At 61.3% G+C, this 26,233-nt stretch carries 28 protein-coding genes; 8 read left to right on the forward strand and 20 right to left on the reverse strand.

What is annotated here, in order from left to right:
• From LQK83_RS15700 to sdhC, 13 genes are all read right to left on the reverse strand, one after another.
• Positions 1-645, reverse strand: a complete 645-nt coding sequence (locus tag LQK83_RS15700; protein WP_230838339.1) for a LysE family transporter — start codon at positions 643-645, stop codon at positions 1-3.
• A 12-nt stretch (positions 646-657) separates the two neighbouring features.
• On the reverse strand, positions 658-1,044 hold the full coding sequence (locus tag LQK83_RS15705; protein ID WP_230838340.1) for an MAPEG family protein: 387 nt from the start codon (positions 1,042-1,044) through the stop codon (positions 658-660).
• 63 nt (positions 1,045-1,107) lie between these two features.
• The gene (gene odhB / locus LQK83_RS15710; RefSeq protein WP_230838341.1) at positions 1,108-2,337 is read right to left on the reverse strand and encodes a 2-oxoglutarate dehydrogenase complex dihydrolipoyllysine-residue succinyltransferase; all 1,230 of its coding nucleotides are present in this window, start codon (positions 2,335-2,337) and stop codon (positions 1,108-1,110) included.
• A 52-nt stretch (positions 2,338-2,389) separates the two neighbouring features.
• Positions 2,390-5,374, reverse strand: coding sequence for a 2-oxoglutarate dehydrogenase E1 component (locus tag LQK83_RS15715; protein WP_230838342.1), 2,985 nt, complete (start codon positions 5,372-5,374; stop codon positions 2,390-2,392).
• Positions 5,375-5,527: 153 nt separating this feature from the next.
• The gene (gene sucD / locus LQK83_RS15720) at positions 5,528-6,430 is read right to left on the reverse strand and encodes a succinate--CoA ligase subunit alpha (protein ID WP_230838343.1); all 903 of its coding nucleotides are present in this window, start codon (positions 6,428-6,430) and stop codon (positions 5,528-5,530) included.
• Positions 6,431-6,446: 16 nt separating this feature from the next.
• A complete protein-coding gene (sucC, locus tag LQK83_RS15725; RefSeq protein WP_230838344.1) occupies positions 6,447-7,640 on the reverse strand; it encodes an ADP-forming succinate--CoA ligase subunit beta in 1,194 nt (397 codons plus the stop codon).
• A 33-nt stretch (positions 7,641-7,673) separates the two neighbouring features.
• Positions 7,674-8,636 (reverse strand): malate dehydrogenase, encoded by a 963-nt coding sequence (gene mdh, locus LQK83_RS15730; RefSeq protein WP_230838345.1) that lies wholly within the window; start codon positions 8,634-8,636, stop codon positions 7,674-7,676.
• A 187-nt stretch (positions 8,637-8,823) separates the two neighbouring features.
• Positions 8,824-9,981 carry a cell division protein ZapE gene (gene zapE, locus LQK83_RS15735; RefSeq protein ID WP_230838346.1) on the reverse strand — a complete coding sequence of 386 codons (1,158 nt, stop codon included), beginning with the start codon at positions 9,979-9,981 and terminating at the stop codon, positions 8,824-8,826.
• A 45-nt stretch (positions 9,982-10,026) separates the two neighbouring features.
• Complete coding sequence (locus tag LQK83_RS15740) at positions 10,027-10,584, reverse strand: protease inhibitor Inh/omp19 family protein (RefSeq protein WP_230838347.1); 558 nt, start codon at positions 10,582-10,584, stop codon at positions 10,027-10,029.
• 152 nt (positions 10,585-10,736) lie between these two features.
• Positions 10,737-11,516 carry a succinate dehydrogenase iron-sulfur subunit gene (locus tag LQK83_RS15745; RefSeq protein WP_230830731.1) on the reverse strand — a complete coding sequence of 260 codons (780 nt, stop codon included), beginning with the start codon at positions 11,514-11,516 and terminating at the stop codon, positions 10,737-10,739.
• 12 nt (positions 11,517-11,528) lie between these two features.
• Positions 11,529-13,373, reverse strand: coding sequence for a succinate dehydrogenase flavoprotein subunit (sdhA, locus tag LQK83_RS15750; RefSeq protein WP_230838348.1), 1,845 nt, complete (start codon positions 13,371-13,373; stop codon positions 11,529-11,531).
• Between the two features lie 6 nt (positions 13,374-13,379).
• Positions 13,380-13,760: a succinate dehydrogenase, hydrophobic membrane anchor protein gene (gene sdhD / locus LQK83_RS15755; protein ID WP_230838349.1), complete on the reverse strand. Its 381-nt coding sequence runs from the start codon at positions 13,758-13,760 to the stop codon at positions 13,380-13,382.
• A gap of 12 nt (positions 13,761-13,772) precedes the next feature.
• Positions 13,773-14,165 (reverse strand): succinate dehydrogenase, cytochrome b556 subunit, encoded by a 393-nt coding sequence (gene sdhC, locus LQK83_RS15760; RefSeq protein WP_230838350.1) that lies wholly within the window; start codon positions 14,163-14,165, stop codon positions 13,773-13,775.
• Positions 14,166-14,493: 328 nt separating this feature from the next.
• Here sdhC and LQK83_RS15765 point away from each other — a divergent pair, with 328 nt between their 5' ends.
• Positions 14,494-14,844 carry a hypothetical protein gene (locus LQK83_RS15765; protein WP_230838351.1) on the forward strand — a complete coding sequence of 117 codons (351 nt, stop codon included), beginning with the start codon at positions 14,494-14,496 and terminating at the stop codon, positions 14,842-14,844.
• Positions 14,845-14,856: 12 nt separating this feature from the next.
• Here LQK83_RS15765 and LQK83_RS15770 read toward each other — a convergent pair whose 3' ends face one another.
• The 5 genes from LQK83_RS15770 to tsaD form a co-directional block, all read right to left on the reverse strand.
• Complete coding sequence (locus tag LQK83_RS15770) at positions 14,857-15,504, reverse strand: class I SAM-dependent methyltransferase (RefSeq protein ID WP_230838352.1); 648 nt, start codon at positions 15,502-15,504, stop codon at positions 14,857-14,859.
• A gap of 104 nt (positions 15,505-15,608) precedes the next feature.
• Complete coding sequence (locus LQK83_RS15775; protein ID WP_230838353.1) at positions 15,609-16,037, reverse strand: EVE domain-containing protein; 429 nt, start codon at positions 16,035-16,037, stop codon at positions 15,609-15,611.
• A gap of 5 nt (positions 16,038-16,042) precedes the next feature.
• Positions 16,043-16,336: a YciI-like protein gene (locus LQK83_RS15780; RefSeq protein ID WP_230838354.1), complete on the reverse strand. Its 294-nt coding sequence runs from the start codon at positions 16,334-16,336 to the stop codon at positions 16,043-16,045.
• A 12-nt stretch (positions 16,337-16,348) separates the two neighbouring features.
• Positions 16,349-17,332 carry an NAD(P)H-dependent glycerol-3-phosphate dehydrogenase gene (locus LQK83_RS15785; protein WP_230838355.1) on the reverse strand — a complete coding sequence of 328 codons (984 nt, stop codon included), beginning with the start codon at positions 17,330-17,332 and terminating at the stop codon, positions 16,349-16,351.
• Entirely contained in the window at positions 17,329-18,423 is a 1,095-nt protein-coding gene (gene tsaD / locus LQK83_RS15790; RefSeq protein WP_230838356.1) for a tRNA (adenosine(37)-N6)-threonylcarbamoyltransferase complex transferase subunit TsaD, read from the reverse strand. Before tsaD ends, LQK83_RS15785 begins: the two co-directional genes overlap by 4 nt.
• Before the next feature lie 174 nt (positions 18,424-18,597).
• On the opposite strand from tsaD, the gene hemC reads away from it, so the two are divergent.
• The 5 genes from hemC to LQK83_RS15815 all read left to right on the forward strand — a co-directional run bounded on the left by hemC (position 18,598) and on the right by LQK83_RS15815 (position 23,652).
• Positions 18,598-19,527 (forward strand): hydroxymethylbilane synthase, encoded by a 930-nt coding sequence (gene hemC, locus LQK83_RS15795; RefSeq protein WP_230838357.1) that lies wholly within the window; start codon positions 18,598-18,600, stop codon positions 19,525-19,527.
• 1 nt (position 19,528) lies between these two features.
• Positions 19,529-20,230, forward strand: a complete 702-nt coding sequence (locus LQK83_RS15800; protein ID WP_230838358.1) for a uroporphyrinogen-III synthase — start codon at positions 19,529-19,531, stop codon at positions 20,228-20,230.
• 89 nt (positions 20,231-20,319) lie between these two features.
• Positions 20,320-21,495 (forward strand): COG4223 family protein, encoded by a 1,176-nt coding sequence (locus LQK83_RS15805; RefSeq protein WP_230838359.1) that lies wholly within the window; start codon positions 20,320-20,322, stop codon positions 21,493-21,495.
• A gap of 9 nt (positions 21,496-21,504) precedes the next feature.
• A complete protein-coding gene (locus tag LQK83_RS15810; RefSeq protein ID WP_230838360.1) occupies positions 21,505-23,160 on the forward strand; it encodes a heme biosynthesis protein HemY in 1,656 nt (551 codons plus the stop codon).
• 15 nt (positions 23,161-23,175) lie between these two features.
• Positions 23,176-23,652: a tellurite resistance TerB family protein gene (locus LQK83_RS15815; protein WP_230838361.1), complete on the forward strand. Its 477-nt coding sequence runs from the start codon at positions 23,176-23,178 to the stop codon at positions 23,650-23,652.
• Between the two features lie 43 nt (positions 23,653-23,695).
• Here the strand turns inward: LQK83_RS15815 and LQK83_RS15820 are convergent, their stop codons facing one another.
• Positions 23,696-24,940, reverse strand: a complete 1,245-nt coding sequence (locus LQK83_RS15820) for an MFS transporter (RefSeq protein ID WP_230838362.1) — start codon at positions 24,938-24,940, stop codon at positions 23,696-23,698.
• A gap of 124 nt (positions 24,941-25,064) precedes the next feature.
• Here LQK83_RS15820 and LQK83_RS15825 point away from each other — a divergent pair, with 124 nt between their 5' ends.
• Both LQK83_RS15825 and LQK83_RS15830 read left to right on the forward strand, forming a co-directional pair.
• Positions 25,065-25,361 (forward strand): YggT family protein, encoded by a 297-nt coding sequence (locus tag LQK83_RS15825; protein WP_109856580.1) that lies wholly within the window; start codon positions 25,065-25,067, stop codon positions 25,359-25,361.
• Positions 25,361-25,684 (forward strand): DUF167 domain-containing protein, encoded by a 324-nt coding sequence (locus tag LQK83_RS15830; protein WP_230838363.1) that lies wholly within the window; start codon positions 25,361-25,363, stop codon positions 25,682-25,684. The genes LQK83_RS15825 and LQK83_RS15830 overlap by 1 nt, the downstream gene beginning before the upstream one ends.
• 5 nt (positions 25,685-25,689) lie before the next feature.
• Here LQK83_RS15830 and ppa read toward each other — a convergent pair whose 3' ends face one another.
• Positions 25,690-26,223: an inorganic diphosphatase gene (gene ppa / locus LQK83_RS15835; RefSeq protein WP_230838364.1), complete on the reverse strand. Its 534-nt coding sequence runs from the start codon at positions 26,221-26,223 to the stop codon at positions 25,690-25,692.
• Positions 26,224-26,233: the final 10 nt, after the last annotated feature.

The raw sequence follows: 26,233 nt of genomic DNA on the forward strand, positions 1-26,233 counted from the left end.
TCAGCCCGCCTTCTCGGTCGCAAGCTTGAGGCCGAAGGCGATGAAGACCGCGCCGCTCGCACGGTTGATCCACTTGGACGCCTTCTCGAAAGCAGCGCGCATCGCCGGCGTCGTCAGGAAGAAGGAGACGGCGACGAACCAGGCGATCAGGCAGCTTGCCATGACCAGGCCATAGCCGAACTTCACCGCCGCCGGCGTGTCGTGCGAGACGACGGTCGAAAAGATCGACAGGAAGAAGAAGACTGGCTTGGGGTTCAGCGCATTGGCCATGAAGCCGAGACCAAAGCCCTTGAGGACCGACTGCGTCGCAGTCTTCTCAGCCGCCGAGACCGCACCCGTCTCGAGATCGGCCGAACCGGCGCGCAGCGACTGGATGCCGATATAGATCAGATAGGCGACGCCCGCCCACTTGATCACGTTGAACAGCATGATCGACTTGGAGATGACGAGGCCGAGGCCAAGGATCGTGTAGGTGACGTGGAACATCAGCGACGTGCCGATGCCGAAGCTCGTGAGGATCGCGGCCTTGCGCCCATGCACGATCGCCTGCCGCATCACCATGGCGGTATCCGCACCCGGCACCACAATGGCAAAGGAAAAGATTGCCATCAGGGAGGCAAGTTCAATGAGATATTGATGCGTCATGGCTTACGTCCTTCAGATCAGGATGCCGATGAACATAAGGACGAGGCCGAGAAGAGCTAGGCTCCAGACAGCGGAGCGGACGATGCCACCACCGACGATGTAGAGCGGCAGATAGACGAGACGGCCGACGAGATAGAGAACGGCACCGTACTGCGTCAGCGCGCCATGGCGATTGGCGATTTCGGCGACGACGACGAGCGCGATGAAAAGCGGATAGGTTTCAAGGAAGTTCCTGAGCGCCCGGCCTCCGCGCTGTGCCCGCAAACCAAATTGCGGCTCGCGGTCGCGGTTCGGTTCGATGCCGCCGACATTATCGGTGTTGGCAAAAGCGGCCTGCGTCATGACGTAGACGAAACCGAGAGCAGCACTCCACAGAAGGCAGGTCAATTCAACGCTCATGCAAGGCTCTCCGAAACCCGAAAGGCAAATTGGCCGCCGGGCAAGCCGGCGGCCATGCGATCATCAGAGATCGAGAACCAGACGTTCCGGATCCTCAAGGCTTTCCTTGACGCGAACGAGGAAGGTCACGGCTTCCTTGCCGTCGACGATGCGGTGATCGTAGGAGAGTGCCAGATACATCATCGGACGGATGACGACCTGACCGCCAATGGCGACCGGGCGCTCCTGGATCTTGTGCATGCCGAGAATGCCCGACTGCGGGGCATTGAGGATCGGCGAGGACATAAGCGAACCGTAAACGCCACCGTTGGAGATGGTGAACGTACCGCCCTGCATGTCGGCCATGGAAAGCTGGCCATCGCGGGCAGCCTTGCCGAGGCGGCCGATTTCCTTTTCGATGTCTGCAATCGACATCTGGTCGGCGTCGCGCACGATCGGAACGACGAGGCCCTTGTCGGTACCGACGGCGACGCCGATATGGGAATAGTTCTTGTAGATGATGTCCGTGCCGTCGATCTCGGCGTTGACGGCCGGGATTTCCTTCAGCGCGTGGGTGACGGCCTTGGTGAAGAAGCCCATGAAGCCGAGCTTCACGCCATGCTTCTTCTCGAAGATGTCCTTGTACTTGTTGCGCAGGTCCATGACCGCCTTCATGTCGACCTCGTTATAGGTCGTCAGCATGGCAGCCGTGTTCTGGGCGTCCTTCAGGCGACGCGCGATCGTCTGGCGCAGGCGGGTCATCTTCACGCGCTCTTCGCGCACACCATCGGCTTCGCTGGAAGCCGGACGCGCTGCAGCCGGGACGGCAGCAGGCGCCGGAGCGGAAACGCCCTTGGCAATCGCTGTCAGAACATCGCCCTTGAGGACCTGGCCACGCTTGCCCGAACCGTCGACCTGATCGGCAGACACATTATTCTCGGCCATCAGCTTGGCGGCAGCCGGAGCGGCCGGCATGGAGGTTGCGGCAGCAGGGGCTGCGGCGGGCGCAGCAGCCGGGGCCGGTGCGGCAGCAGGAGCCGGTGCAGCAGCGGGCTTGGCGGCGGCTGCACCTGCAGCCCCTTCCGCGATCTGGCCGAGCAGGCCGCCCGGCTCGACCGTATCGCCGGCCTTGGCCACGATTTCGGAGAGCACGCCGGCAGCGGGTGCCGGAACTTCAACCGTCACCTTGTCGGTTTCAAGCTCGCAGAGGATTTCGTCGGCGGCGACCGTGTCACCTGCCTTCTTGAACCAGGTGCCGACGGTGGCTTCGGCAACGGATTCGCCGAGAGTGGGAACGCGGATTTCAGTGGCCATTGTCTTCAGTTCCGTTTGTCTTCAATCGAGTGAGGGCGAAGAGTTGGGCGGATCAACCGCCCAACGCGTCTTCCAGGAAGGCTTCAAGCTGTGCGAGGTGCTTCGACATCAGGCCCGTTGCCGGCGAGGCAGCGGCCGGACGGCCGGTGTAGCGCACGCGCTGGTACTTGGCGTCGATATGGGCGAGCACCCATTCCAGATAGGGGTCGATGAACGACCACGAACCCATGTTCTTCGGCTCTTCCTGGCACCAGACCATTTCGGCGTTGCGGAAGCGCGAGAGCTCGTTGATCAGCGCCTTGGCCGGGAACGGATAGAGCTGTTCCAGACGCAGCAGGTAGATGTCGTCGATGCCGCGCTTTTCGCGCTCTTCGAGCAGATCGTAATAGACCTTGCCCGAGCACATGACCACGCGGCGGATCTTGGCATCCTTCTGCAGCTTGATCGGGCCGTCCTTGACCACTTCCGCATCGTCCCACAGCAGACGGTGGAACGAGCTGTCGCCCGCCATTTCCGAAAGCTGGGAAACCGCACGCTTGTGGCGCAGCAGCGACTTCGGCGTCATCAGGATGAGCGGCTTGCGGAAGTCACGCTTCATCTGGCGGCGCAGGATGTGGAAGTAGTTTGCCGGCGTCGTGCAGTTCGCGACCTGCATGTTGTCTTCGGCGCACATCTGCAGCCAGCGCTCCAGACGGGCGGACGAATGTTCCGGACCCTGTCCTTCGAAGCCATGCGGCAGAAGGCAGACGAGACCGGACATGCGCAGCCACTTGCGTTCGCCGGACGAGATGAACTGGTCGAACACGACCTGTGCACCGTTGGCGAAGTCGCCGAACTGCGCTTCCCAAAGCGTCAGCGCATTCGGCCGCGCGAGCGAGTAACCGTATTCGAACCCGAGCACGGCTTCTTCCGAGAGCATCGAGTTGATGACCTCGTAGCGGGCCTGCGTCGGCGAAAGGTTGGCCAGCGGAACGTATCGTTCTTCGGTTTCCTGATCGTAGAGAACCGAATGACGCTGCGAGAAAGTGCCGCGTTCGCAATCCTGACCGGACAAACGAATCTTGTGGCCGTCGAGGCAGAGCGAGCCAAAGGCCAGCGCTTCCGCCATCGCCCAGTCGATCCCCTCACCCGTCTCGATCATCTTCGAGCGGTTTTCCATGAAACGCTGGATGGTCTTGTGGGCGTTGAAGCCCGCCGGGATTTCGGAAATCTTCTTGCCGATTTCCTTCAGCTGCTTCATCGGAACGCCGGTCTTGCCGCGACGCTGCTCGTCGGCATTGTCGGCGGCACGCAGGCCCGACCAAACGCCGTCCAGCCAGTCGGCCTTGTTCGGCTTATAGGCCTGGCCGGCTTCGAATTCCTGCTCAAGATGGGCGCGCCAGTCGGCCTTCATCTTCTCGAGTTCGCCCTCGGTGATGAGACCTTCCGCGATCAGGCGATCGGCATAGACCTGCACGACCGTCTTGTGGGCGCGGATTTCCTTGTACATCTTCGGCTGCGTGAAGCTCGGCTCGTCGCCTTCGTTATGGCCGAAGCGGCGATAGCAGAACATGTCGATGACGACCGGCTTGTGGAACTTCATCCGGAATTCGGTCGCGATCTTGGCAGCGTAGACAACCGCTTCCGGATCGTCGCCGTTGACGTGGAAGATCGGCGCTTCGATCATCTTGGCGACGTCGGACGGATACGGCGACGAGCGCGAATAGGCCGGGTTCGTGGTGAAGCCGATCTGGTTGTTGATGATGAAGTGCATCGTGCCGGCAACGCGGTGGCCGCGCAGACCGGAGAGACCCAGAATTTCAGCTGTCACGCCCTGGCCCGCAAAGGCGGCATCGCCGTGCAGCAGCAGCGGCAGAACCTTGGCGCGTTCCGACAGCGGAATGATGTCGCCGTCCCAGATCTGCGCCATCTGGTCCTGCTTGGCGCGCGCCTTGCCCATGACGACCGGGTTGACGATTTCCAGATGCGACGGGTTTGCCGTCAGCGACAGGTGCACCTTGTTGTTGTCGAACTCGCGGTCGGAAGACGCACCGAGGTGGTACTTCACGTCGCCCGAACCTTCGACATCGTCAGGTGCGTAAGAGCCGCCCTTGAACTCGTGGAACACGGCACGATGCGGCTTGCCCATGACGTTGGTCAGAACGTTGAGGCGGCCACGGTGGGCCATTCCGAGCACGACTTCCTTGAGACCGAGATTGCCGCCACGCTTGATGATCTGTTCGAGCGCCGGGATCAGGCTTTCGCCGCCATCAAGGCCGAAACGCTTGGTGCCCTTGAAGCGAACGTCGAGGAACTGCTCATAGCCTTCGGCTTCGATCAGCTTGGAGAGGATCGCCTTCTTGCCGTTCGGCGTGAAGTCGACGCCCTTGTCCGGGCCTTCGATGCGTTCCTGGATCCAGGCCTTGGCTTCCGGATCGGAGATATGCATGAACTCGACGCCGAGCGTCGAGCAATATGTGCGCTGGAGAATGTCCAGCATTTCGCGGATCGTCGCGTATTCCAGACCGAGAACGTTGTCGATGAAGATCTTGCGATCGTAATCGGCGGCCGTGAAGCCGTAGTTCTCCGGCGAAAGTTCGTTGAAGTCGTCCACAGGCGCCGCAATGCCGAGCGGATCGAGCTTGGCATGCAGATGGCCGCGCATACGATAGGCGCGGATCATCATGATGGCGCGCACGCTGTCGCGGGTTGATTGCAGCACATCGGCAGTCGAAGCCGGCTTACCTTCGGCAGCAGCCTTGGCCTCGATCTTCTTGGAGACGGCCTTTTCGACAATGGCCCAGTCGCCGTCGAGTGCATTGACGATCTCGCCATTGGCGGCGATCGGCCAGTTCTTCTTCTTCCAGGAGGCGCCTTCGGCAGCCTTCTTCACATCCGCGGCATTCTCGCCAAGGGCTGCGAAGAACTCGCGCCACTCGGCCGGAACGGAGGCCGGATCCGTTTCGTACTTCGCGTACAACTGCTCGATATACGCCGCATTCTGACCGTCGAGAAACGAGGTCAACTGAAACTGCTCGTTGGCGTCTTGCCTTGCCATGGTGTCATGCGGACTTCAGCCCGCCTCCCGACTTGATAGAATTCAAATGTCCGTTTTCGGCCGTCCGGACTGACGCCCGTCCCCGGCGCTGGAAAAGCCAGGCCGGGGACGGATATTCACCAGTGATGCGCCGCTTTTGCGGCGCAAAGAGCATTAGCCCTTGAGAACTTCGACCAGCGTCTTGCCGAGGCGTGCCGGCGAAGGCGAAACGCGGATGCCTGCGGCTTCCATCGCTGCGATCTTCGACTCTGCGTCGCCCTTGCCGCCGGAAACGACAGCGCCGGCATGACCCATGGTGCGGCCCTTCGGAGCCGTACGGCCCGCGATGAAGCCGGCCATCGGCTTCTTGCGGCCCTTCTTGGCTTCGTCGATGAGGAACTGCGCCGCATCTTCTTCTGCCGAACCGCCGATTTCGCCGATCATGATGATCGAGGTCGTGGCTTCATCAGCGAGGAACATCTCGAGCACGTCGATGAACTCGGTGCCCTTGACCGGGTCGCCACCGATGCCGACAGCCGTCGTCTGGCCGAGGCCTTCGTTCGACGTCTGGAACACCGCTTCATATGTAAGCGTGCCGGAGCGCGAGACAATGCCGACCGAACCCTTGCGGAAGATCGAGCCCGGCATGATGCCGATCTTGCATTCTTCCGGCGTCAGGATGCCCGGGCAGTTGGGGCCGAGAAGGCGCGACTTGGACTTTTCCAGCTTCGCCTTGACGCGCACCATGTCCATGACCGGGATGCCCTCGGTGATGCAGGTGATGAACGGGATCTCGGCTTCGATGGCTTCGATGATCGCGTCCGCAGCGCCTGCCGGCGGAACGTAGATCACGGATGCGTCAGCGCCGGTCTTTTCCTTGGCCTCAGCAACGGAGGCGAAGATCGGCAGCGTCTCGCCCTTGGAACCCGTCCAGTTGGTGCCGCCCTTGGAGGGGTGGATACCACCGACCATCTTGGTGCCGTAATAGGCGAGCGCCTGTTCGGTGTGGAAAGAACCGGTCTTGCCGGTCAGGCCCTGAACGAGGACCTTGGTGTCTTTGTTGACAATGATAGACATAGGTTCAGGTCCTCAATTAGCCCTTGATCGCCGCAACGATCTTCTTGGCGGCGTCATCCAGATCGTCAGCAGCCGTGATCGCCAGACCCGACTCGTTGAGGATCTTCTTGCCGAGCTCGACATTGGTGCCTTCGAGACGGACAACGAGCGGAACCTTGAGACCCACTTCCTGAACGGCAGCGACAACGCCTTCAGCGATGACGTCGCACTTCATGATGCCGCCGAAGATGTTGACGAGGATGCCCTCGACCTTCGGATCAGCCGTGATGATCTTGAAGGCAGCAGCAACCTTCTCCTTGCCAGCGCCACCGCCGACGTCGCAGAAGTTTGCCGGCTCCTTGCCGTACAGCTTGATGATGTCCATCGTTGCCATCGCAAGGCCTGCACCGTTGACCATGCAGCCGATGTTGCCATCGAGCGCTACATAGGCGAGGTCCCACTTGGAGGCTTCGATTTCCTTGGCGTCTTCTTCCGTCTCGTCGCGCAGTGCCTTGACGTCGTCGTGGCGGAACAGCGCATTCCCGTCGAAGGAGACCTTGGCGTCGAGAACGCGCAGGTGACCGTTCTTCATGACGATGAGCGGGTTGATCTCGAGAAGGGCCATGTCCTTCTCGGCAAAGGCCTTGTAGAGGATCGGGAAGAGCGACTTGGCATCTTCAGCCGCTGCACCCGTCAGCTCAAGAGCCTTGGAGATCTTGGCAACGTCCTCTGCCGTCACGCCCGTTGCCGGGTCGATGGCGATCGTGTGGATCTTCTCAGGCGTGTCGTGCGCGACAGCCTCGATGTCCATGCCGCCTTCCGTCGAAACGACGAAGGCAACGCGGCCGACCGAGCGGTCGACGAGCAGCGAGCAGTAAAGTTCGCGGTCAATGTCGGCACCATCTTCGATGTAGAGGCGGTTGACCTGCTTGCCGGCCGGACCCGTCTGGGCCGTGACCAGCGTGTTGCCGAGCATTTCCTTGGCAAAGGCGACGACTTCGTCGATCGACTTGGCAAGGCGAACGCCGCCCTTGGCGTCGGGGCCGAGTTCCTTGAACTTGCCCTTGCCGCGGCCACCAGCATGAATCTGACTCTTGACCACGTAAAGCGGGCCGGGAAGCGACTTGGCAGCCGCTTCGACTTCTTCGATCTTCAGAACCGGAACGCCCTGGGCAACCGGTGCTCCAAAGCCCTTCAGAAGGGCCTTGGCCTGATATTCATGAATGTTCATGGGAATATCCTGTAATTGATAAAGCTGAGCGGCTTACTTGAGGGCCGGAGCGATATTGATGCAGGCCTCGCAGAGACCGGCAACCGCGCCGACGGACTTGTCGAAGGCAGCCTTTTCTTCGCCGTTCAGTTCGATTTCGATGACGCGCTCAACGCCGCCTTCACCGATCACAACCGGCACGCCGACATACATGTCCTTGACGCCATACTGGCCCGACAGGTGGGCGGCGCAAGGCAGAACGCGCTTCTTGTCCTTCAGGTAGGATTCAGCCATCTCGATGGCCGAGGCAGCCGGAGCGTAGAAAGCCGAACCGGTCTTCAGCAGGCCGACGATTTCTGCGCCGCCGTCACGGGTGCGCTGGATGATCTCTTCCAGGCGCTCCTTGGTGACCCAACCCATCTTGACGAGGTCGGTCAGCGGGATGCCGGCGATCGTGGAGTAGCGGGCGAGCGGCACCATCGTGTCGCCATGGCCACCGAGAACGAATGCGGTGACATCCTGGACGGAAACGTTGAATTCCATCGCAAGAAAGGTGCGGAAACGCGACGAGTCGAGAACGCCGGCCATGCCGACAACCTTGTTCTTCGGCAGGCCCGAGAACTTCTGCAGAGCCCAGACCATGGCGTCGAGCGGGTTGGTGATGCAGATGACGAACGCGTTCGGGGCATACTTCTTGATGCCGGCGCCGACCTGCTCCATGACCTTGAGGTTGATGCCGAGAAGATCGTCGCGGCTCATGCCCGGCTTGCGGGCGACACCGGCAGTGACGATGCAGACGTCTGCGCCTTCGATGGCAGCGTAATCGGATGCGCCCGTGAGCGAGGCGTTGAAGCCTTCGACCGGACCGGACTGGGCGATGTCGAGACCCTTGCCCTGCGGAACGCCGTCGGCGATGTCGAACAGAACGATGTCGCCGAGTTCCTTGAGGCTGGCGAGGTGCGCGAGCGTACCGCCGATCATGCCGGAACCGATAAGTGCAATCTTCTTGCGTGCCATGAATAAGCTTCCTTCGAGAGAACTAATCCTTCAAGGCAGGCGCGAGTTACGACCACCTTTTCGGGTGTCTCGATTAACGCTAACCGCACAAATTGGCAAATGAAAAATTTGTGTATAGATTTTTCAATCGTTTAGATACAAAAAATCTTACGTAAACGTAAGATTTTTTAACTCGATAAGGCCGATTTCAACCGGTTTTTCGCAAGCTTTGCGAGAGATAATCCTGGCTTTGCATCTCGAAAAGCCGGGAGGCAGTCCGGTCGAACTCGAAGCCTTCCGTACCACGCTTTTCTGTCAGAAGTTTTTCAGGCTCGGCCGCAGCGGAGGCGAAAAGCCGGACGCCGTGATCGTAAAGCGCGTCGATCAGAATGATGAAACGCTTCGTCTCGTTACGATTCTGCGGCCCCATGAAGGGAATGTGTTCAACGAAGACCGTGTCGTATCGCTCGGCGATCGCCAGAAAATCGGAAGCACCGAGCGGCTTCTCGCAGAGATCGGAGAAGCTGAAGCGCGCAGCGCCTGCAGCTGCCGCCGGCACATGGATCGAGCGGCCCTTCATCGGAATTTCCTCGACCTTGGCCGGCTTGCCTTCCGTGACGACGCTCCAAGCCTCCTCGATGGCCGCATCGGCCTGCGCATTCAGCGGCTGGCAGAAAACCGGCAGCCGGCGTGTTTTTTCCAGGCGATAGTCCGTGCGCGCGTCGAGCGACATGACGCGAACATTGTCCTTCAGCATGCCGATGAACGGCACAAAGAGCCCACGGTTCAGACCATCCGGATAGAGATTGTCCGGCTCGACATTCGAGGTCGCGACCAGCACGCAGCCGAGACTGAAAAGCTCGGTAAACAGCCGCGACAGGATCATCGCATCGGCAATGTCGGTGACGGTGAACTCGTCGAAGCAAAGCAGCATCGCCTCGTCGCGCAACGCCTGCGCGACCGGCGGAACCGGATCAGCCTGCTTCGTCTCGCCGTTCTTCAGCTTCTGGCGATGCTTGAAAATGCGTTCATGCACATCGGCCATGAACTCATGAAAATGCGCGCGGCGCTTTTTCTGGATGGGCGCCAGCTCAAAAAACATGTCCATGAGCATGGTCTTGCCGCGCCCGACCTGCCCATAGACGTAGAGGCCCTTGACCTTGTTTTCCGGCTTGCGTTTCTTGGCGAAAAGCCAGCCAAGCGCACTCGATTTATTCGAAACATGGACCGTGCGCAGATCGATGAGGATTGCGTCAAGCGCGTCGGCAACGGCCATCTGCGCATTGTCGGCCTGCAGCTTCCCTGCCTCGACCATGAGGTTGAGGCGCTCGCCAACGCTGTGTGCATAATCCGGAATCTGTTCCATGCCGTTCCTGAACCGCCTTGGGAGAATTCCGTTCCTTGAAAGGCCTTAGCGGGTAATGCTGATCTGGGTGCCGCTGTTGGTGGAACCCGAATACTGGTTATCGCCGGTCTTGAAAAGCTTGCCGATCTGATTGCCGGTGGAATCCATCAGGGTGACCTGCTTGCCCGCGACGTCCCAGGCGCGCATCGTGGTCAACTCGCCGACGCACTTGCTGGTGCCGCCGCGCGAGGCATTGCCGAACTTGGTGAGCGTCAGGAACATGTTGCAGTTCGCGCCTGCGGCCGAGACCTTCCAGCCACCGACCATCTGGTCCTTCTTGATGTCCATGGCGTTGGCGGGCGGCGTACCGGCAGCACCCGCGGAGGCGACCTGTGTCTGGGTGGGCGACTGCGGCGGTGCAGGAAACTGTCCCGGTGCCATCGGCTGCTGACCCGTCGGGTCCGAAAGACCGCTCGACTGAACACCGCCAATCGGCTGCGGATTGAGCGGAGCGGGAGCAAGCGTCGCAGACGGCGACTGCTGTTGGTAGGCATCGGACGTACGGTCGCACCCTGCAAGGGCCGCCAGAAGAGCAATACCGGTAACGGCGTGAACGACGCGCATGACGAACTCCTTAAGCCAGACACCAGCGGGCAACTTACCCGAGAGCGTGATAGAAATCGCGTTACCGTAAGAGATTATGGTTAATCAAGAATAAATCATGACAATAGGCGAAGAAGAGATAAAACCTTCTCCGCCTATTGCAGAAATATCGATCAGGTCCGGCGCTCGACCATCATCTTCTTGATTTCGGCAATGGCCTTTGCCGGGTTCAAGCCCTTCGGACAGGTCTGCGCGCAGTTCATGATCGTGTGGCAGCGATAGAGCCGGAAGGGATCTTCCAGGTTATCCAGACGCTCGCCTGTCGCCTCGTCGCGGCTGTCGATCAGCCAGCGATAGGCCTGCAGCAGAACGGCCGGGCCGAGATAACGGTCGCCGTTCCACCAGTAGCTCGGGCAGGATGTCGAGCAGCAGGCGCAGAGAATGCACTCGTAGAGACCGTCGAGCTTCAGGCGGTCGTCATGGCTCTGCAGCCATTCCTTCGCCGGCTCCGGCGAAACCGTCTTCAGCCAGGGCTCAATGGAGCGATGCTGGGCGTAAAAGTTGTTGAGGTCCGGGATCAGGTCCTTCACCACCGGCATATGCGGCAGCGGGTAGATCTTGATCGTGCCGTCCACGTCTTCCATGCCCTTGGTGCAAGCCAGCGTGTTCGTGCCGTCGATGTTCATCGCGCAAGAACCGCAGATGCCTTCGCGGCAGGAGCGCCGGAAGGTCAGCGTCGGGTCGATCTTGTTCTTGATGTAGATCAGACCGTCGAGCACCATCGGGCCGCAATCGTCGGCGTCGATGTAATAGGTGTCGATCGAGGGGTTCTTGCCCTCGTCCGGCGACCAGCGATAGATGCGATACTCGCGCAGGTTCTTCGCGCCCGCCGGCTTCGGCCAGGTCTTGCCTTCCTGCACGACGGAATTCTTGGGGAGAGCGAGTTCAACCATGGTCTTTTCTCCTCAATACACGCGTGCCTTCGGCTCGATCTTGTGCGGATCGATACCATCGGCGATCAGGTCGGTGTGAACCGGGCGATAGTCGAGCTTCACGTCGCCCGCTTCGTTCACCCAGGCCAGCGTGTGCTTGCGCCAGTTGACGTCGTCGCGGCCGGCAAACGGGCCGGACGTGTAGTCTTCGCGAGCATGCGAACCGCGGCTTTCCTTGCGCGCTTCCGCACCATAAACCGTGGTGATGGCGTTCGCCATCAGGTTATGCAGTTCCAGCGTTTCGATGAGATCAGAATTCCAGATCAGCGAGCGGTCCGTAACCTTGATATCCTGAAGCTCGCCCTTCCAGATAGCCGAAATGCGCTGGCAACCGGATTCGAGTGCTTCCTGGGTACGGAACACGGCCGCGTCTTCCTGCATGGCGCGCTGCATCTTGTCGCGCGCAACCGCCGTTGGCGTCGAGCCGGAGGCGAAGCGGATGCGGTCGAAACGTTCCATGATCTTGTCGCAGGCAGCCTTGTTCAGCGCCGGCACCGGCTCGCTCTTGTTGATGACCTGACCGGCGCGGATGGCGGCCGCGCGGCCGAAGACCACAAGGTCGATCAGCGAGTTGGAGCCGAGGCGGTTTGCACCATGCACCGAGGCGCAGCCGGCTTCGCCGACGGCCATCAGGCCGGGCGCGATGCGTTCCGGGTTGGCAGCATCGGCGTTGAGCACTTCGCCCCAATAGTTCGTCGGAATGCCGCCCATGTTGTAGTGAACGGTCGGCAAAACCGGGATCGGCTCGCGCGTCACATCGACGCCAGCGAAGATCTTGGCGCTCTCGGAAATGCCCGGCAGGCGCTCATGCAGAACGGCCGGATCGAGATGGTCGAGATGCAGATAGATGTGGTCCTTGTTCTTGCCGACGCCGCGGCCTTCACGGATTTCCATCGTCATGCAGCGCGAAACGACGTCACGCGAGGCAAGGTCCTTGGCGGACGGTGCGTAGCGTTCCATGAAGCGCTCGCCCTCGGAGTTGACGAGATATCCGCCCTCACCGCGCGCGCCTTCCGTGATCAGACAGCCGGCGCCGTAGATGCCGGTCGGATGGAACTGAACGAATTCCATGTCCTGCAGAGGCAGGCCGGCACGGGCAATCATGCCGCCGCCGTCGCCTGTGCAGGTGTGAGCAGACGTTGCCGAGAAATAGGCGCGGCCGTAACCGCCGGTCGCCAGCACCACCATCTTGGCGGCGAAGCGATGGATGGTTCCGTCATCGAGGTTCCAGGCAACAACGCCCGTGCAGCGGCCGTCGTCTTCCATGATGAGGTCGAGCGCGAAATATTCGATGAAAAACTGCGCATTGTTCTTGAGCGACTGGCCATAAAGCGTGTGCAGGATGGCGTGGCCGGTACGGTCGGCGGCAGCACAGGTGCGCTGTACCGGCGGGCCTTCGCCATAGTTCTGCATGTGACCGCCGAACGGACGTTGATAGATCTTGCCTTCCTCGTTGCGCGAGAAGGGAACGCCATAGTGCTCGAGCTCATAGACCGCCTTCGGCGCTTCCATCGCGAGATACTGCATGGCGTCCACGTCGCCCAGCCAGTCGGAACCCTTCACGGTATCGTAAAGGTGCCACTGCCAGCAGTCGGGCGTCATGTTGGTGAGCGAGGCGGCGATACCGCCCTGTGCCGCGACCGTGTGCGAGCGGGTCGGGAAGACCTTGGTGATGCAGGCCGTCTTGAGGCCCTGTTCGGCCATGCCGAGCGTGGCGCGAAGGCCAGCGCCGCCGGCGCCGACGACGATCACGTCAAACGAGTGGTCGACATAGGTATAGGCTTTGCCGTTAACGGCGGAAGATGCGTTCGTTGCCATGATTTCTTACCCTGCAAACCCGATCTTCAGCACGGCGAAAAGACAGAGCGCGCCGAGGAGGAACGAGAAAAACGTGTTCAGCATCAGAAGCGAGACCTTCTTCCACTCGACGTGGATATAGTCCTCGATGATGATCTGCATGCCGAGTTTCATGTGGACGATGCCGGAAACGACCATGAGACCCATGATGGTCGCCACGATCGGATTGTGGAGTGCAGCAGCCACTTCGGGATAGGGCTTTCCGTTATACTTGAGCAGGAAGCCGATAAAGAAGAGGAAGAGCGGAACGTTGGCGGCAGCCGTGACGCGCTGGCGCCAGAAATGCTCGGTGCCTTCGCGGGCAGCGCCAAGGCCACGGACCTTCTTGAGAGGGGTACGCATGTTCATCCGACGATCTCCTCAGCGAACCACGAATGCGACGATCCAGATCAGGACCGTGAGCACGACCGAAGCGACAACCTGCAATTTGGCGAGGCGCGTCGAGAGTTCCTTCTCGAGACCGTAGCCGAAGTCCATCATGAAGTGGCGAAGACCGCCCAGCATGTGATGAACCAGCGCCCAGGTGTAACCGAGAAGAATGAGACGGCCGATCCAGGACCCGAAGATGCCGTTCACGAACTCGAAATAGTCCGGACCGGAAGCAGCAGCAATGAGCCACCAGGCGACAAGGATCGTTCCGAAATAGAGAGCGCCGCCGGTAATGCGGTGCAGGATCGACATGACCATGGTGGGGATCGGCTTGTAGATCTGCAGGTGCGGCGACAGGGGCCGGTTATTTGTCACGTTCGCCATCGGTGTCCTCTTTGGCGTTGCCATTACTGGCGTTGATAGTCGGGAAGCCGCGGAAACCCAGACGGTCCGCTCCTCCTTGTGCATTGCGTCATAAGGCGACCTTTAATCCCCGGATTGCGCCCCGGCAAGCCCTGCGGATTGATAAGTCGTACTTTTAATCGATTAACGGAAAGAGCAGCCAAGCGACTGTATTAACCATATATTTCAATTACGAGGCCCGAAACGACGAGGATCACTCCAAAGCGCTTTCCCTGATCGACAAAAGCGTGCTTAATCGTTAACAGACCGTTAACCGATAGGATCCAAACGCCGAGGACGTCGATCAGCCATGATGACGCAAAAAAATATCTCGTTTGCTCTGCTGGCGCTGCTTGCATCCAGCGTGACATGTGCTCAAGCAGGCGAGTTCCACCGCCATCACGGCAATGGGTGGCAGGAAGGTGCGGCCGGCGTCAACGGCTTGCCTGTCCATATCCGCGGCATCGGCACCTTCGCCGGCGGCATCACCGCGACCCGCATCCACGGTAACGGCGTCTATATAGCTATCGCACCAGGTATCAACCGCGCTCCGGCGCTTGAGCAGGCGCCCCGCGCCAAGATCATGAACGTAACGGAGAGCGAAGACAACAACAGCGTCTGCGTGATGGAGCATGACGTCTGTGTAATTCGGCCGAAGTGAACAGCGACAGCTTCACCGCCTGAACTGCCATACCGTCGTCTTCTTGACCTCGCTGTCTTCGAGCGCCCGCGTCACGGGCACCTGATAAACAGCCAGTTCTTCCAGTCGGTCCTTGGGGAGATAGGCTCTGCCCGGGTCACCGACGAGAACGATCATGCCTTGCGCCGCGCGTTGCTCAAACCACGGGATAAGCGCCGCAGCAAAGCCCTGATCATAAAAGACGTCGCCCGCCAGCAGCACATCAGCCTCGATGTCCGTTCCCACCAGATCATCGCGCGTGTAGTTGATTGCGATATCATTCAGCCCCGCATTGAGCGCAATCGCAGTCCCCGTCCACGGATCGATATCCGCCGCCAGAACCGACAGCGCCCCCGCCTTCATCGCCGCAATCGCCACCAGCCCCGAGCCTGACGCAAAGTCCACGACCCGCTTGCCGGACACGCACTCCGGATGATCGAGAACATAGCGCGCCAGCCCCTGCCCGCCCGCCCAGGCGAAGGCCCAGAAGGGCGGTGGCAGGCCGATCTCCTCCAACTCTTCTTCCGTCTTCAGCCAGAGATCATGGGCCTCATCCGCGAGATGAAGCTGCACCTCCGGCACATGCGGCGGCGACATGATGCCGGTGTTTTCGAGGATGAACTGGCGAGGGTCCGTTTTCACACAAGCACGTCCAGCAAAAGTGCTTCAGCGGTTTTGCGTTCGGACTGCGAAAAAACAAACAGAGAGAGCATTTCAGATGATGCGGTTTTCATCGGAAATGCTCTTCAACGCGGCGGGTTGTCGAGCCCGCCCATGCGGCAGACTTCCAGCCATTCGTCTTCCATCACCGGCTGCACGGACAGCCGCATGGAAGTGACAAGCGACATCTTCTCAAGCGCCGGATTGGCCTTCACGTCTTTCAGACTCACCGGCTTCGGCATGTCGAGAACGGCGCGGATGTCGACGCATTCCCAGCGCGGATCGTCGGTCGTGGAATCGTGATGGGCCAGCGCGCAGACCTCCGCGATGCCGACGACCTCAAGCCCTTCGTTGGAGTGATAGAAGAAGCCCTTGTCGCCGATCTGCATCGCCCGCATGTTGTTGCGGGCGAGATAATTGCGCACGCCATCCCATTCGGCGCCTTCAGCACCCTTGGCCTTCAGCATTTCCCAGGAAAACTTAAAGGGCTCGGACTTGAACAGCCAAAACGCCATGGGCCTTACGCCTCCGGATTGTTGAAGACCCAGTTGAAGGGCCGGATCTCGACCTTGTCGAAGAGGCCGGCCTTGGCATAAGGGTCCTGCGCCGCCAGCACTTCGGCAGAGGCCTGATCATCGGCGACGATCACGACGAGGCTGCCCATCGGCTTGCCTTCCGCGTTCAGCGTCGGGCCGGCCATCTTCAGCTTGCCCTCAGCGTTAAGGCCATTCAGCCATTCGACATGCGGCGGACGCGTGTCGAGACGCAGTTGCAGGCTGTCCTTCTTGTCGGTGCACCAGAGCGCGAAAAGCATAGTTCTTCTCCTCTATTCGTTACGGATCGGGCGGGTCATGAGCTGTTCCATGGCCGTCCGCGTATCCAGTTTCCCATCGATAATGGCAGCAACCGCCTGCGTGATCGGCATCTCGATCCCATGCTCTTGCGCGAGCCGCGCCGCAACGGAAGCCGCAAACGCGCCCTCGACCAATTGTCCGCCCTGCGCCGCCTCGCCGCGCGCCAGCGCAATGCCGAAGCGCAGGTTGCGGGACTGATGACTTGTCGCGGTGAGCACCAGATCGCCAAGCCCTGAAAGCCCGCTCACCGTCTCCGCTGAACCGCCAAGCGCTGCGACCAGCCGCGACATCTCTGCAAGCCCACGCGAAATCAGGGCCGCCCGCGCCGAATCGCCCAGCGCCGAACCCTCGACAATACCGCAGGCAATAGCGAGCACGTTCTTCAGCGCCCCGCCAAGCTGCACGCCAATGCGATCGTCGGAAGCGTAAAGCCGGAAGGTGCGGCCCGACAGCGTTTCCGCAAGCAGAGTCGCCGTCTCGATATCCGCAGCGGCAATGGTCATAGCAGTCGGCAGACCGGAGGCAATATCTGCCGCAAAGCCGGGGCCGGAGAGAACCGCAACCGCGTGTTCCGGCAGTTCCTCTTCCAGAACCGTCGTCAGCAATTCCCCGGTCTCGCGTTCAATGCCCTTGGCGCAGGTCACGACGATCGCATCCGCTGCGAGCGACGGCCCATAATGCCGCGCGGCCTCGCGATTCGCCTGCGAGGGCACGGCGAAGAGAACGATATCGGCCACTTTCAAAACGTCCGGATCAGCCGTGAAGGCGATCTTCGGGGAAAGCGAAATGCCCGGTAGCGCCGTCTCATGCTGAAGCGTCGCCGCCAGCCGCTCGGCCATGGCCTCGTTGCGCGCTATCAGCGTCACATCCGCTCGCCCCGCTTCGGCAATCACGGTCGCGAGCGCCGTGCCGAACGCCCCTGCCCCGACGACCGCGACCTTCTGGAGCGCGCTCATGCCTTGGCGCCCCGCTTGCCAGAACCCAGCATCACAGCGGCCTTGTCATCCAGCGGCCAGCGCGAGCGCGGCGCGACATCGAGACTATCCGCTTCAAAACCTGCCGCCATGCGCTCCAGCCCCACCCAGGCAATCATCGCCGCATTGTCGGTGCAGAGCCGATGCGGCGGCGCGATGAAGCGGAAGCGGTTTTCCGCGCAGAGTGACGTCAGCATCTCGCGCAGCACCGTATTGGCCGCGACGCCGCCAGCAACCACCAAAGCCGGCGCGGCCACACCCGGAAACTCCTCCTGAAACCGCTTCAGCCCGCGCCCGATGCGCTCCTTCAGCGTCCGGGCAACGGCATGCTGGAAAGAGGCGCAGATATCGGCAATGTCCTGCTCGCTCACCGGCGCGATCTCTTCCGCCGCCATGCGCACGGCCGTCTTCAAGCCGGAAAACGAGAAATCGAGCCGCGCCTCGCCGACCAGCGGCCGCGGAAAGGCAAAGCGTTTCGGATCGCCGGTCTTCGCCGCCTTTTCGACAGCGGGACCACCCGGATAGGGCAGTCCGAGCAGCTTCGCCGTCTTGTCGAAGGCCTCGCCCAGCGCATCGTCGATGGTCGTGCCCCAGCGCTCATAATCGCCAACGCCCTTCACCAGAATAAGCTGCGTATGCCCGCCGGAAACCAGCAGCATGAGATAGGGAAATTCGACCCCATCCGTCAGCCGCGCGGTGAGCGCATGGCCCTCCAGATGGTTGACCGCATAAAGCGGCTTGCCCGACGCATAGGCAATCGCCTTGCCGGTCATCAGCCCGACAATCAGCCCGCCGATCAGGCCGGGCCCGGAGGTCGCGGCAATCGCGTCCATGTCCTTCAGGCTCTTGCCGGAACGGGTCAATGCCTCCTCGATCAGCGTGTCGAGCGCCTCGACATGGGCGCGCGCGGCGATTTCCGGCACCACGCCGCCATAGGCCGAATGCTCATCGAGCTGGCTCAGCACGACATCGGCCACGATCTCGCCGCGTCCGTCCGGATGGCGCACGACCACGGAAGCGGCGGTTTCGTCGCAGCTCGTTTCGAGGCCGAGAATGGTGAGCGGTCGGGACAATTTGACTTCGTTCATTGCGGGCAGCGTCAAACCTGTTTAGAGCAAGTCCAGAAAAAGTGCGAAGCGGTTTTTCGTCCGGAATTGCGCGAAAACAAAGAGATTGAGCGCTTCGGGCAATTTCTTTTTTGCCGGAAACGCTCTAGCTAGCATCCCGGTAACAACGGACAATTCGGAATGCAAACGAAACCTTTCAGGATCGGTACGCGCGGCAGCCCACTGGCGCTCGCGCAGGCCTACGAAACCCGCAGCCGGCTGATGGAGGCGCATGGCCTTCCGGAAGAGATGTTCGAGATCGTCATCCTCTCGACGCAAGGCGACCGGATCCAGGACCGCGCGCTCGCCGCCATCGGCGGCAAGGGCCTGTTTACCGCCGAGCTGGAAGAACAGCTTGCCGACGGTCGGCTCGATCTGGCCGTGCATTCCTCCAAGGACATGCCGACGCTTTTGCCGCAGGGCCTTTACATCTCGGCCTTTCTGCCGCGCGAGGATGTCCGCGACGCCTTCGTCGGCAAAGCGGCGGCGAGACTGATGGACATGCCGTCCGGTTCGCTCGTCGGCTCGGCATCGCTGCGCCGGCAGGCGCTGATCAAACGTCTTCGCCCCGATCTCAACGTCACGATCTTCCGGGGTCAGGTCGATACGCGTCTGCGCAAGCTCGCCGATGGCGAAGCGGACGCGACGCTGCTGGCCATGGCGGGGCTGAACCGTCTCGGCAAGGCGGATGTCGCAACCGAAGTGCTCGATCCCGAACAATTCCCGCCCGCCCCGGCGCAAGGCGCGATCTGCATCGAAAGCCGCCTGGGCGACAAGCGCACCGATGATCTCATTGCGGCGATCAACGACGGAGCCACCTGGACCACGGTCGGCTGCGAACGCGGCTTTCTGGCCACGCTCGACGGCTCCTGCCGCACCCCGATTGCAGGTCTTGCGAAAGTCGAGGGCGATCATATCGCGTTCCACGGCATGATCCTGACGCCCGATGGCTCGCGCTTCCACGAAATCCGCGCCGAGGGCAAGGCAAGCGAGGCCGCCGCCATTGGCCGGCGCGCCGGCGAAGAGATCCGCGACAAGGCCGGCCCCGGCTTCTTCTCCGACTGGAGCTGACATGCGCATCCTCGTGACTCGGCCGGAACAGAGCGCCGTGCGCACGGGAGAGCGGCTGAAGGTGCTGGGCCACGAGGCTATCTACCTGCCGCTGTTTGAGGCTGAGCATGATGCCGAAGCTGTGGCGCGCGCCCGTGCCTGCCGAGATGAGGCAGCCATTCTCGTCACCAGCGCGGAAGCGATCCGCGCGTTGGGCTGCGCCGGCCAGCTTTCAAACATTCCCGTCTTCGCGGTCGGCAAGACCACGGCCAAGGCGGCCGAAGATGCGGGCTTCACCCGTGTCGAAACCGCCAATGGCGATGGCGCAGCGCTTGCAGAAATCCTGCGCGAACGTTTTGCTGGCGAGACGAAGCCCAAGCTTTTATATCTCGCCGGCGAACCCCGCTCGCCGCGACTGGAACAGGAGCTGGCGGTCGCGCGTTTCTCGATGAAGGTCTTGGTCTGCTACAGAATGAGACCGCTCGATCTGACGGGGGACATATTGCTGACCGCCTTTCAGCAGAAGCCGGACACCGTTCTTCTCTACTCCGCAGAGACGGCCCGTCGCTTTTTCAAGCTCGCTGAATCATTCCTTAAGGAAAGGCAGGATATCCAGATTCTATGCCTGAGCGCCGCCATTGCCGAAGTCGTTCCGTCCACGTTGCAAGACCGCGCAAAATGCGCCGTACGGCCGGATGAAACGAGCTTGTTTGAACTTTTGTAACAGACTCGCCATCAAATACCCGCGAAGGGGTTTTCTGAACGAGAAAGCCTGTTTAGTTTTGGTCCAGGAAGACAATCAAAGAGGTCGCCATGTCCAACGGAAACCCGCCGCGCCGCTCCCGCAAGTCGGACGAGCCGCAGACAATCGACCTTGAGGCAGAACGCATCGAAACGCCTGCCGAAGGCGCCGCAAAGACGGACGCGCCCGCCGAAGCCGTAACGGCTTCCGAGGCGCCTGTGGAGCCCGCCGCCGCGGCCCCGGAACCCGCTGCAGAACCGGTCGTAGAGCCCGGTCCGGGAGCCGCCCCTGAAAACACATCGCCGGCTGCAAAGCGCTCAGGCGGCGGCGCAAGCGGCGCGCTCGCCGCAGGCATCATCGGCGGTCTGATCGTGCTGGCGGGCGCCGGCAGCGCCCAGTATGCCGGCCTCATCCCCAATCTCGGACCGGCCCAGAAGGGCCAGATGCCGGATTATGCCGGCCAGATCGCCAGCCTTCAGCAAAAGCTTGCCGAGGTCGAGAAGAAGGCAGCCAACCCGCCGGTGACCAATCTCGCCCCTGTCGAGGATCGGCTGAAGAATATCGAGACGGCCATGTCGAAGCTTCCCGTGGCGGACCTCACGGATGTTCTGGCCATCAAGGGCAAGCTTGATGAAACCGCGGGCAAGGTCGACAAGATCGAAATGCAGATGGCCTCGGTCGCCAATCGCGTCCAGCAAACGGAAGCCAAGGTCAATGCTCCCCGCGACGACGTCGATGTCGCCCGCGCCATCGCCTCGGCCGGCCTGAAGGCTGCGATCGATCGCGGCGGTCCTTTCCAGGTGGAACTGCAAACGCTGGCAAGTGTTGCGCCGAACGATGAAGCCGTCAGCGCGCTCCAGGCCTTCGCCGCGAAGGGCGTGCCCTCCCGTTCAGAGCTGATCAAGCGCTATTCCGATGCTGCCGACCAGATGCTGGCGGTGCTGAACAAGCCCGTTGCCGGCCAGAGCCTCAGCGACCGCCTGTTCAAGAGCGCTTTCTCGGTGATCAAGGTGCGGCCTGTCGGCAATGTCGAGGGCTCCAGTCCGGACGCGATCGTCGCCCGCATCGGCGACAAGCTGCAGGGCGGCGATCTCGCCGGTGCGCTGAAGGAATGGGACACGCTGCCCGATGACATGAAGGCGGCGGGCCAGGACTATCATTCGGCGCTTGAGGCGCGCGTCAAGGTCGAGGCGCTAGTGGCCCAGGCACTCGAAAAGGCCGTGAAGACGACGGGCAAGCAGGGGTAAGCGACGAAGATGATCAAATTACTCGGTTTCGTACTTCTCGTCCTCGCCCTCGCCTGGGGCTTTGCCTGGCTGGCCGACCGTCCCGGGGACATCACCATCCTTTGGCAGAACCAGCAGATTGAATTGAGCGTCATGGTCGCCGTGACGCTGATCGTCGCGCTGTTTGCCGTGATCATGTTTATCTGGTGGCTGATCCGCACGATCTGGACCTCTCCCCGCTCCATCAACCGCTATTTCCGCGCCCGCAAGCGTGACCGTGGCTATCAGGCGCTGTCGACCGGCCTGATCGCCGCCAGCGCCGGCGACGCCGCAACCGCGCGCAAGATGAATGCCCGCGCCAAGAGCCTGCTCAGCGCCGATCAGGAGCCCCTGATCCATCTTCTGGAAGCGCAGGCCAGCCTGATCGAAGGCCGCCACGACGAAGCGCGTCGCAAATTCGAGCAGATGGCCGAAGATCCGGAAACCCGGGAACTCGGCCTGCGCGGCCTTTATCTGGAGGCCAAGCGCCTCGGCGCGGACGAGGCAGCCAGCCAATATGCCGAGCGCGCCGTCGAGAAGGCTCCGCACCTGCCCTGGGCGGCCGAAGCCTCGCTCGAAACGAAGACCCGTCTCGGCCTGTTCGAGGAAGCACTGAAGCTGCTGGAGCAGTATCGCCTTTCGGGCGCCCTTGGAAAAGACGAGGCGAACCGCAAGAAGGCCGTTCTTCTGACCGCGAAAGCCGCAGCCAGCCTCGACGCAAACCCGAAATCGGCCGCCGACGATGCGCAGCATGCGATCCGGCTCGAACCGTCGCTGGTTCCGGCCGCTGTGGTTGCAGCCAGGGCGCTCTACCGCGACGGCAATCTGCGCAAGGGTTCTGCCATTCTGGAGCGCATCTGGAAAACGGTGCCGCACCCGGACATCGCCGCCAGCTACATTCATGCCCAGGGCGGACTGACCTCCGACGAACGCCTCCGCCGCGCCATCAAGCTCGAAGCCACCCATCCGGAGGCCTATGAAGCGCTTTACGCCGTCGCTTCGGCCGCTCTCGATATGCGCGATTTCCGCATCGCCCGCGAAAAGGCGGAAGCTGCGGCCAAGAGAGACATGCGCGAAGGCGTCTTTCTTCTGCTCGCCGACATCGAGGAAGAGCAGACCGGCGATCAGGCCCGTGTCCGCCACTGGATGGCGATGGCGCGCCGTGCACCCCAGGACCCGGCCTGGATCGCGGATGGCATTGTATCGCGCACATGGCTGCCTCTGTCGCCCGTTACCGGCCGGATAGACGCCTTCGAATGGAAGAAGCTCGAGCATCAGGCTGGCGCGGCGATCGAACACGAAACCCTGACGGTGGAAGATGCCTTCCTCTCGTTGCCGCCGGTGCATGAGCCACAGCCGACCGCCGGAGCCCAGAACGTTCATGTGTTCACCGAGCCGGCCGCGCAGCCTGCCATGAGCGCGCCACCTGCGCCCCGCGAAACGGTAGCGAAGGACGCGGCCAAACCGGTAACGGGCCGATCGCCTGCACGACCGGCAAGGCAAGCCCATGAAGCGGCTCCGGACGAGGACGAAAGAAAGTCCTGGGCCGCTGTCGAACCCTTTTTCGGCCGCCCGCCGGACGATCCGGGCGTCAAGTCGGTGCCGTCGAGCGCTGACGAAACCAAGACACGTCTCAAGCTTTTCTGATCCGCGGGGTTTTCGGTGTTCGAAACAATCGTCTCGTTTCTTCATGACATCGTTGGCGCAACGGATCGCACCGACGATGCCGTCACCGAGGCCCGCGTCGCGGCCGTGGCGATCTGCAACCAGGTCATGGCCGCCGACGGCAAGGTCACGCCCGAGGAGCGCGCGCTGGTGGCCGATGTCTTCAAGACCCGCTTCGGGCTTGATGATGCACACCTCAATGCCCTGCTGGAGGCTGGTGAGCGTGCCGAGAAGGAGGCAGTCGACTTCTTCCACTTCACTTCGGTCCTGAAGCGGGAACTCCCCATCGACCGGCGAAACGCCTTCGTCGGTCTTCTGTGGGATATCGTTTATGCGGATGGAGAAAAGACGGAAGTCGAGGACCATGTCATCTGGCGCATTGCCGATCTTCTGGGCGTCGACGGCCGCGAGCGCGTCGAGCAGCGCATCGCCGCGGAAAAGCGCGCCCGCGAAAGGCTGAAGCTCGATAGCTGAACCGCGTTAGAGTTTGTATGGTTCAGACTTGAATCTGACGACGCTAGTGCTCTTCGACTGGGGCATCAAGGCTGTCGATGTCTCTCAATTTCGGAAAAGACATCGCCCAGATCGCCGCAACGGCCAGCGTGCCGAAACCGCCAACGACAACGGCAGGCACCGCGCCAATGAGCGACGCCATCGTGCCCGCGCGAAATTCCCCCAACTCATTTGAAGCGCCCACAAACACCATGTTGACTGCGCTCACCCGCCCGCGCACCTCGTCGGGCGTCCACAGCGCAATCAATGTCTCCCGCACATAGACAGAAATCATGTCGGCGGCCCCCATGACCGCAAGCGCGACGACGGAAAGCCAGACGGATGTCGAGAGGCCGAAGACCACTGTGGCAGCGCCGAAGATGGCGACGCCGATAAACATCAGCATGCCGGCGCGGTGCCTGATGGGAAAGCTCGCAAGAAGCAGAGCCGTGATGATGGCCCCGACGCCGGGTGCAGACCGAAGGAGACCCAGCCCCCAGGGACCGACGGTCAGGACATCGCGCGCAAAAATCGGCATCAGCGCCGTCGCCCCGCCCAGAAGTACCGCGAAGAGGTCAAGCGAGATTGCGCCGAGCACGATTCTTTCGGACCGGATGAAGCTGAAGCCGGCCAGCAGCGAGGCCCAGGTGGGCTTTTCGCGAGACATGCGCTGCGCCGGCCTGGGGATCATGATGACCAGAACAGAACTGACAAGCAGCAGCGCAAGCGCGACGCCATAGGCGATGTCTGCGCCAAGTCCGTAAAGCAGGCCGCCGGCCACCGGCCCGATGATGGTCGCCGCCTGCCAGGACGATGAGTTCCAGGCCACCGCATTGGACAGATCTTCGGTCGGAATGAGGTTCGGCGCGAGCGACTGCACGGCAGGCGCCATGAACGCCCGCTCGAAGCCGAAAACCAGCATCACGGCAAAAACCGGCATGGGCGCAAACGTGCCGGTCATGGTCATCGCCAGCAAAAGCCCCGTCGCGATCGAAGCAACGAACATGCAGGCGGAGACAATCGCGCGGCGATTGTAGCGGTCGGCAATCGAACCGGTCACCAGCACCAGCGCCAGCGACGGCAGGAATTGGAAGAGACCGATCAGGCCAAGATAGAACGGGTTTTTCGTTGCGTCATACATCTGCCAGCCAACCGAAACGCTGACGATCTGCGTGGCGAAGGCGGTGAGAAAGCGCGAGAAGAAAAACAGCGAATAGGCGCGATGCCGGAAGGCGGCAAATCGGTTCACGGAACTAGCGGCGTCTGGCATGGGGAATGACCTCGCAGGGTACCCTGCCCCGCCATTAAGCATGTTGACGGGGAGAAAAGACCCGCCCTTGCCCGTTTAGTCGTCAAAGACTACATAACTGTCAATCGAAAGATTGGAGCGGATTATGCTTGCGGTTATCGCGACCCTGAATTTCATTATCAATATCATCTGGTTCCTGGTTATCGCGTCGGCCATCTTTTCATGGCTTTACGCGTTCAACGTGATCAACACGCGCAACGAAGCCATCAACATGATCGGCCGCTCGCTCTACCAGGTGACGGAACCGATCTACCGCCCGATTCGCCGGATCCTGCCGAACATGGGTGGGCTTGACCTGTCGCCGCTCGTCGTGCTGGTCATCCTCTTCTTCCTGCAGCAATTGCTGAACACCACGATCGCCAGTGCCCTTCTCAGCCGTTGATGGCGAAGGCTCTGCCCTTTCAGGTCAATTCGGATCACGTCCGGCTTTCGGTGAAACTCACGCCGAATGCCGGGCGCGACGGTTTGGACGGGGCTGAAGCAGCAGCAGACGGAGAGGTGCTCCTGAAGGCCCGCGTGACAGCCGTGCCGGAAAAGGGCAAGGCCAACAAGGCCCTCATCGAGCTCGTCGCAAAGTCCCTCAAGCTGCCGAAATCATCGATTTCCGTCATATCCGGGGACACTGCACGCAAAAAAATCCTCCGCATCGATGGGGATACGGAGGAGATTGTGTCCAGACTTCAGGCGCTCATGGAGCGCCTTTAAGCCTCTTACTTGCTGGCCTTGTAACGCTCGATCGCTTCAACAATCAGACGCTTGGCGACGTCGACATCCTGCCAGCCACCGATCTTGACCCACTTGCCGGGCTCGAGATCCTTGTAGTGCTCGAAGAAGTGCTCGATCTGCTTCAGCGTGATTTCCGGCAGGTCCGTGTAGTTGTGGACCTTGTCATAACGCTGCGTCAGCTTCGGAACCGGCACGGCGAGGATCTTCTCGTCCTTGCCGCCATCGTCTTCCATGACCATGACGCCGATCGGGCGGACATTGATCACGCAGCCGGGAACCAGCGGACGGGTGTTGCAGATCAGAACGTCGACCGGGTCGCCGTCTTCCGACAGCGTGTGCGGAACGAAACCGTAATTGCCCGGATAGGTCATCGGCGTATAGAGGAAGCGGTCGACGATCAGCGCGCCGGCTTCCTTGTCCATTTCATACTTGATCGGGTGGCCGCCAACCGGCACTTCCACGATCACGTTGACATCTTCCGGCGGGTTCTTGCCGATAGAAATTGCATCGATACGCATTCATCCATCC

Origin of the sequence: Rhizobium sp. C1 (assembly GCF_021026335.1) — a bacterium.
Classification (GTDB): domain Bacteria; phylum Pseudomonadota; class Alphaproteobacteria; order Rhizobiales; family Rhizobiaceae; genus Ensifer_A.

Bases quoted from the DNA above. Each gene is read 5' to 3' on its own strand.
- LQK83_RS15800 (WP_230838358.1), top strand. From the start codon at position 19,529: ATGCGCATCCTCGTGACTCGGCCGGAACAGAGCGCCGTGCGCACGGGA.
- LQK83_RS15780 (WP_230838354.1), bottom strand. From the start codon at position 16,336: ATGCTTTTCGCGCTCTGGTGCACCGACAAGAAGGACAGCCTGCAACTG.
- LQK83_RS15775 (WP_230838353.1), bottom strand. From the start codon at position 16,037: ATGGCGTTTTGGCTGTTCAAGTCCGAGCCCTTTAAGTTTTCCTGGGAA.
- LQK83_RS15830 (WP_230838363.1), top strand. From the start codon at position 25,361: ATGGCGAAGGCTCTGCCCTTTCAGGTCAATTCGGATCACGTCCGGCTT.
- LQK83_RS15810 (WP_230838360.1), top strand. From the start codon at position 21,505: ATGATCAAATTACTCGGTTTCGTACTTCTCGTCCTCGCCCTCGCCTGG.
- sucC (WP_230838344.1), bottom strand. From the start codon at position 7,640: ATGAACATTCATGAATATCAGGCCAAGGCCCTTCTGAAGGGCTTTGGA.
- LQK83_RS15715 (WP_230838342.1), bottom strand. From the start codon at position 5,374: ATGGCAAGGCAAGACGCCAACGAGCAGTTTCAGTTGACCTCGTTTCTC.
- ppa (WP_230838364.1), bottom strand. From the start codon at position 26,223: ATGCGTATCGATGCAATTTCTATCGGCAAGAACCCGCCGGAAGATGTC.
- zapE (WP_230838346.1), bottom strand. From the start codon at position 9,981: ATGGAACAGATTCCGGATTATGCACACAGCGTTGGCGAGCGCCTCAAC.
- LQK83_RS15820 (WP_230838362.1), bottom strand. From the start codon at position 24,940: ATGCCAGACGCCGCTAGTTCCGTGAACCGATTTGCCGCCTTCCGGCAT.
- LQK83_RS15805 (WP_230838359.1), top strand. From the start codon at position 20,320: ATGTCCAACGGAAACCCGCCGCGCCGCTCCCGCAAGTCGGACGAGCCG.
- hemC (WP_230838357.1), top strand. From the start codon at position 18,598: ATGCAAACGAAACCTTTCAGGATCGGTACGCGCGGCAGCCCACTGGCG.
- LQK83_RS15705 (WP_230838340.1), bottom strand. From the start codon at position 1,044: ATGAGCGTTGAATTGACCTGCCTTCTGTGGAGTGCTGCTCTCGGTTTC.
- LQK83_RS15745 (WP_230830731.1), bottom strand. From the start codon at position 11,516: ATGGTTGAACTCGCTCTCCCCAAGAATTCCGTCGTGCAGGAAGGCAAG.
- sdhC (WP_230838350.1), bottom strand. From the start codon at position 14,165: ATGGCGAACGTGACAAATAACCGGCCCCTGTCGCCGCACCTGCAGATC.
- LQK83_RS15825 (WP_109856580.1), top strand. From the start codon at position 25,065: ATGCTTGCGGTTATCGCGACCCTGAATTTCATTATCAATATCATCTGG.
- sdhD (WP_230838349.1), bottom strand. From the start codon at position 13,760: ATGAACATGCGTACCCCTCTCAAGAAGGTCCGTGGCCTTGGCGCTGCC.
- sucD (WP_230838343.1), bottom strand. From the start codon at position 6,430: ATGTCTATCATTGTCAACAAAGACACCAAGGTCCTCGTTCAGGGCCTG.
- LQK83_RS15700 (WP_230838339.1), bottom strand. From the start codon at position 645: ATGACGCATCAATATCTCATTGAACTTGCCTCCCTGATGGCAATCTTT.
- LQK83_RS15785 (WP_230838355.1), bottom strand. From the start codon at position 17,332: ATGAGCGCGCTCCAGAAGGTCGCGGTCGTCGGGGCAGGGGCGTTCGGC.
- odhB (WP_230838341.1), bottom strand. From the start codon at position 2,337: ATGGCCACTGAAATCCGCGTTCCCACTCTCGGCGAATCCGTTGCCGAA.
- mdh (WP_230838345.1), bottom strand. From the start codon at position 8,636: ATGGCACGCAAGAAGATTGCACTTATCGGTTCCGGCATGATCGGCGGT.
- LQK83_RS15765 (WP_230838351.1), top strand. From the start codon at position 14,494: ATGATGACGCAAAAAAATATCTCGTTTGCTCTGCTGGCGCTGCTTGCA.
- sdhA (WP_230838348.1), bottom strand. From the start codon at position 13,373: ATGGCAACGAACGCATCTTCCGCCGTTAACGGCAAAGCCTATACCTAT.
- LQK83_RS15740 (WP_230838347.1), bottom strand. From the start codon at position 10,584: ATGCGCGTCGTTCACGCCGTTACCGGTATTGCTCTTCTGGCGGCCCTT.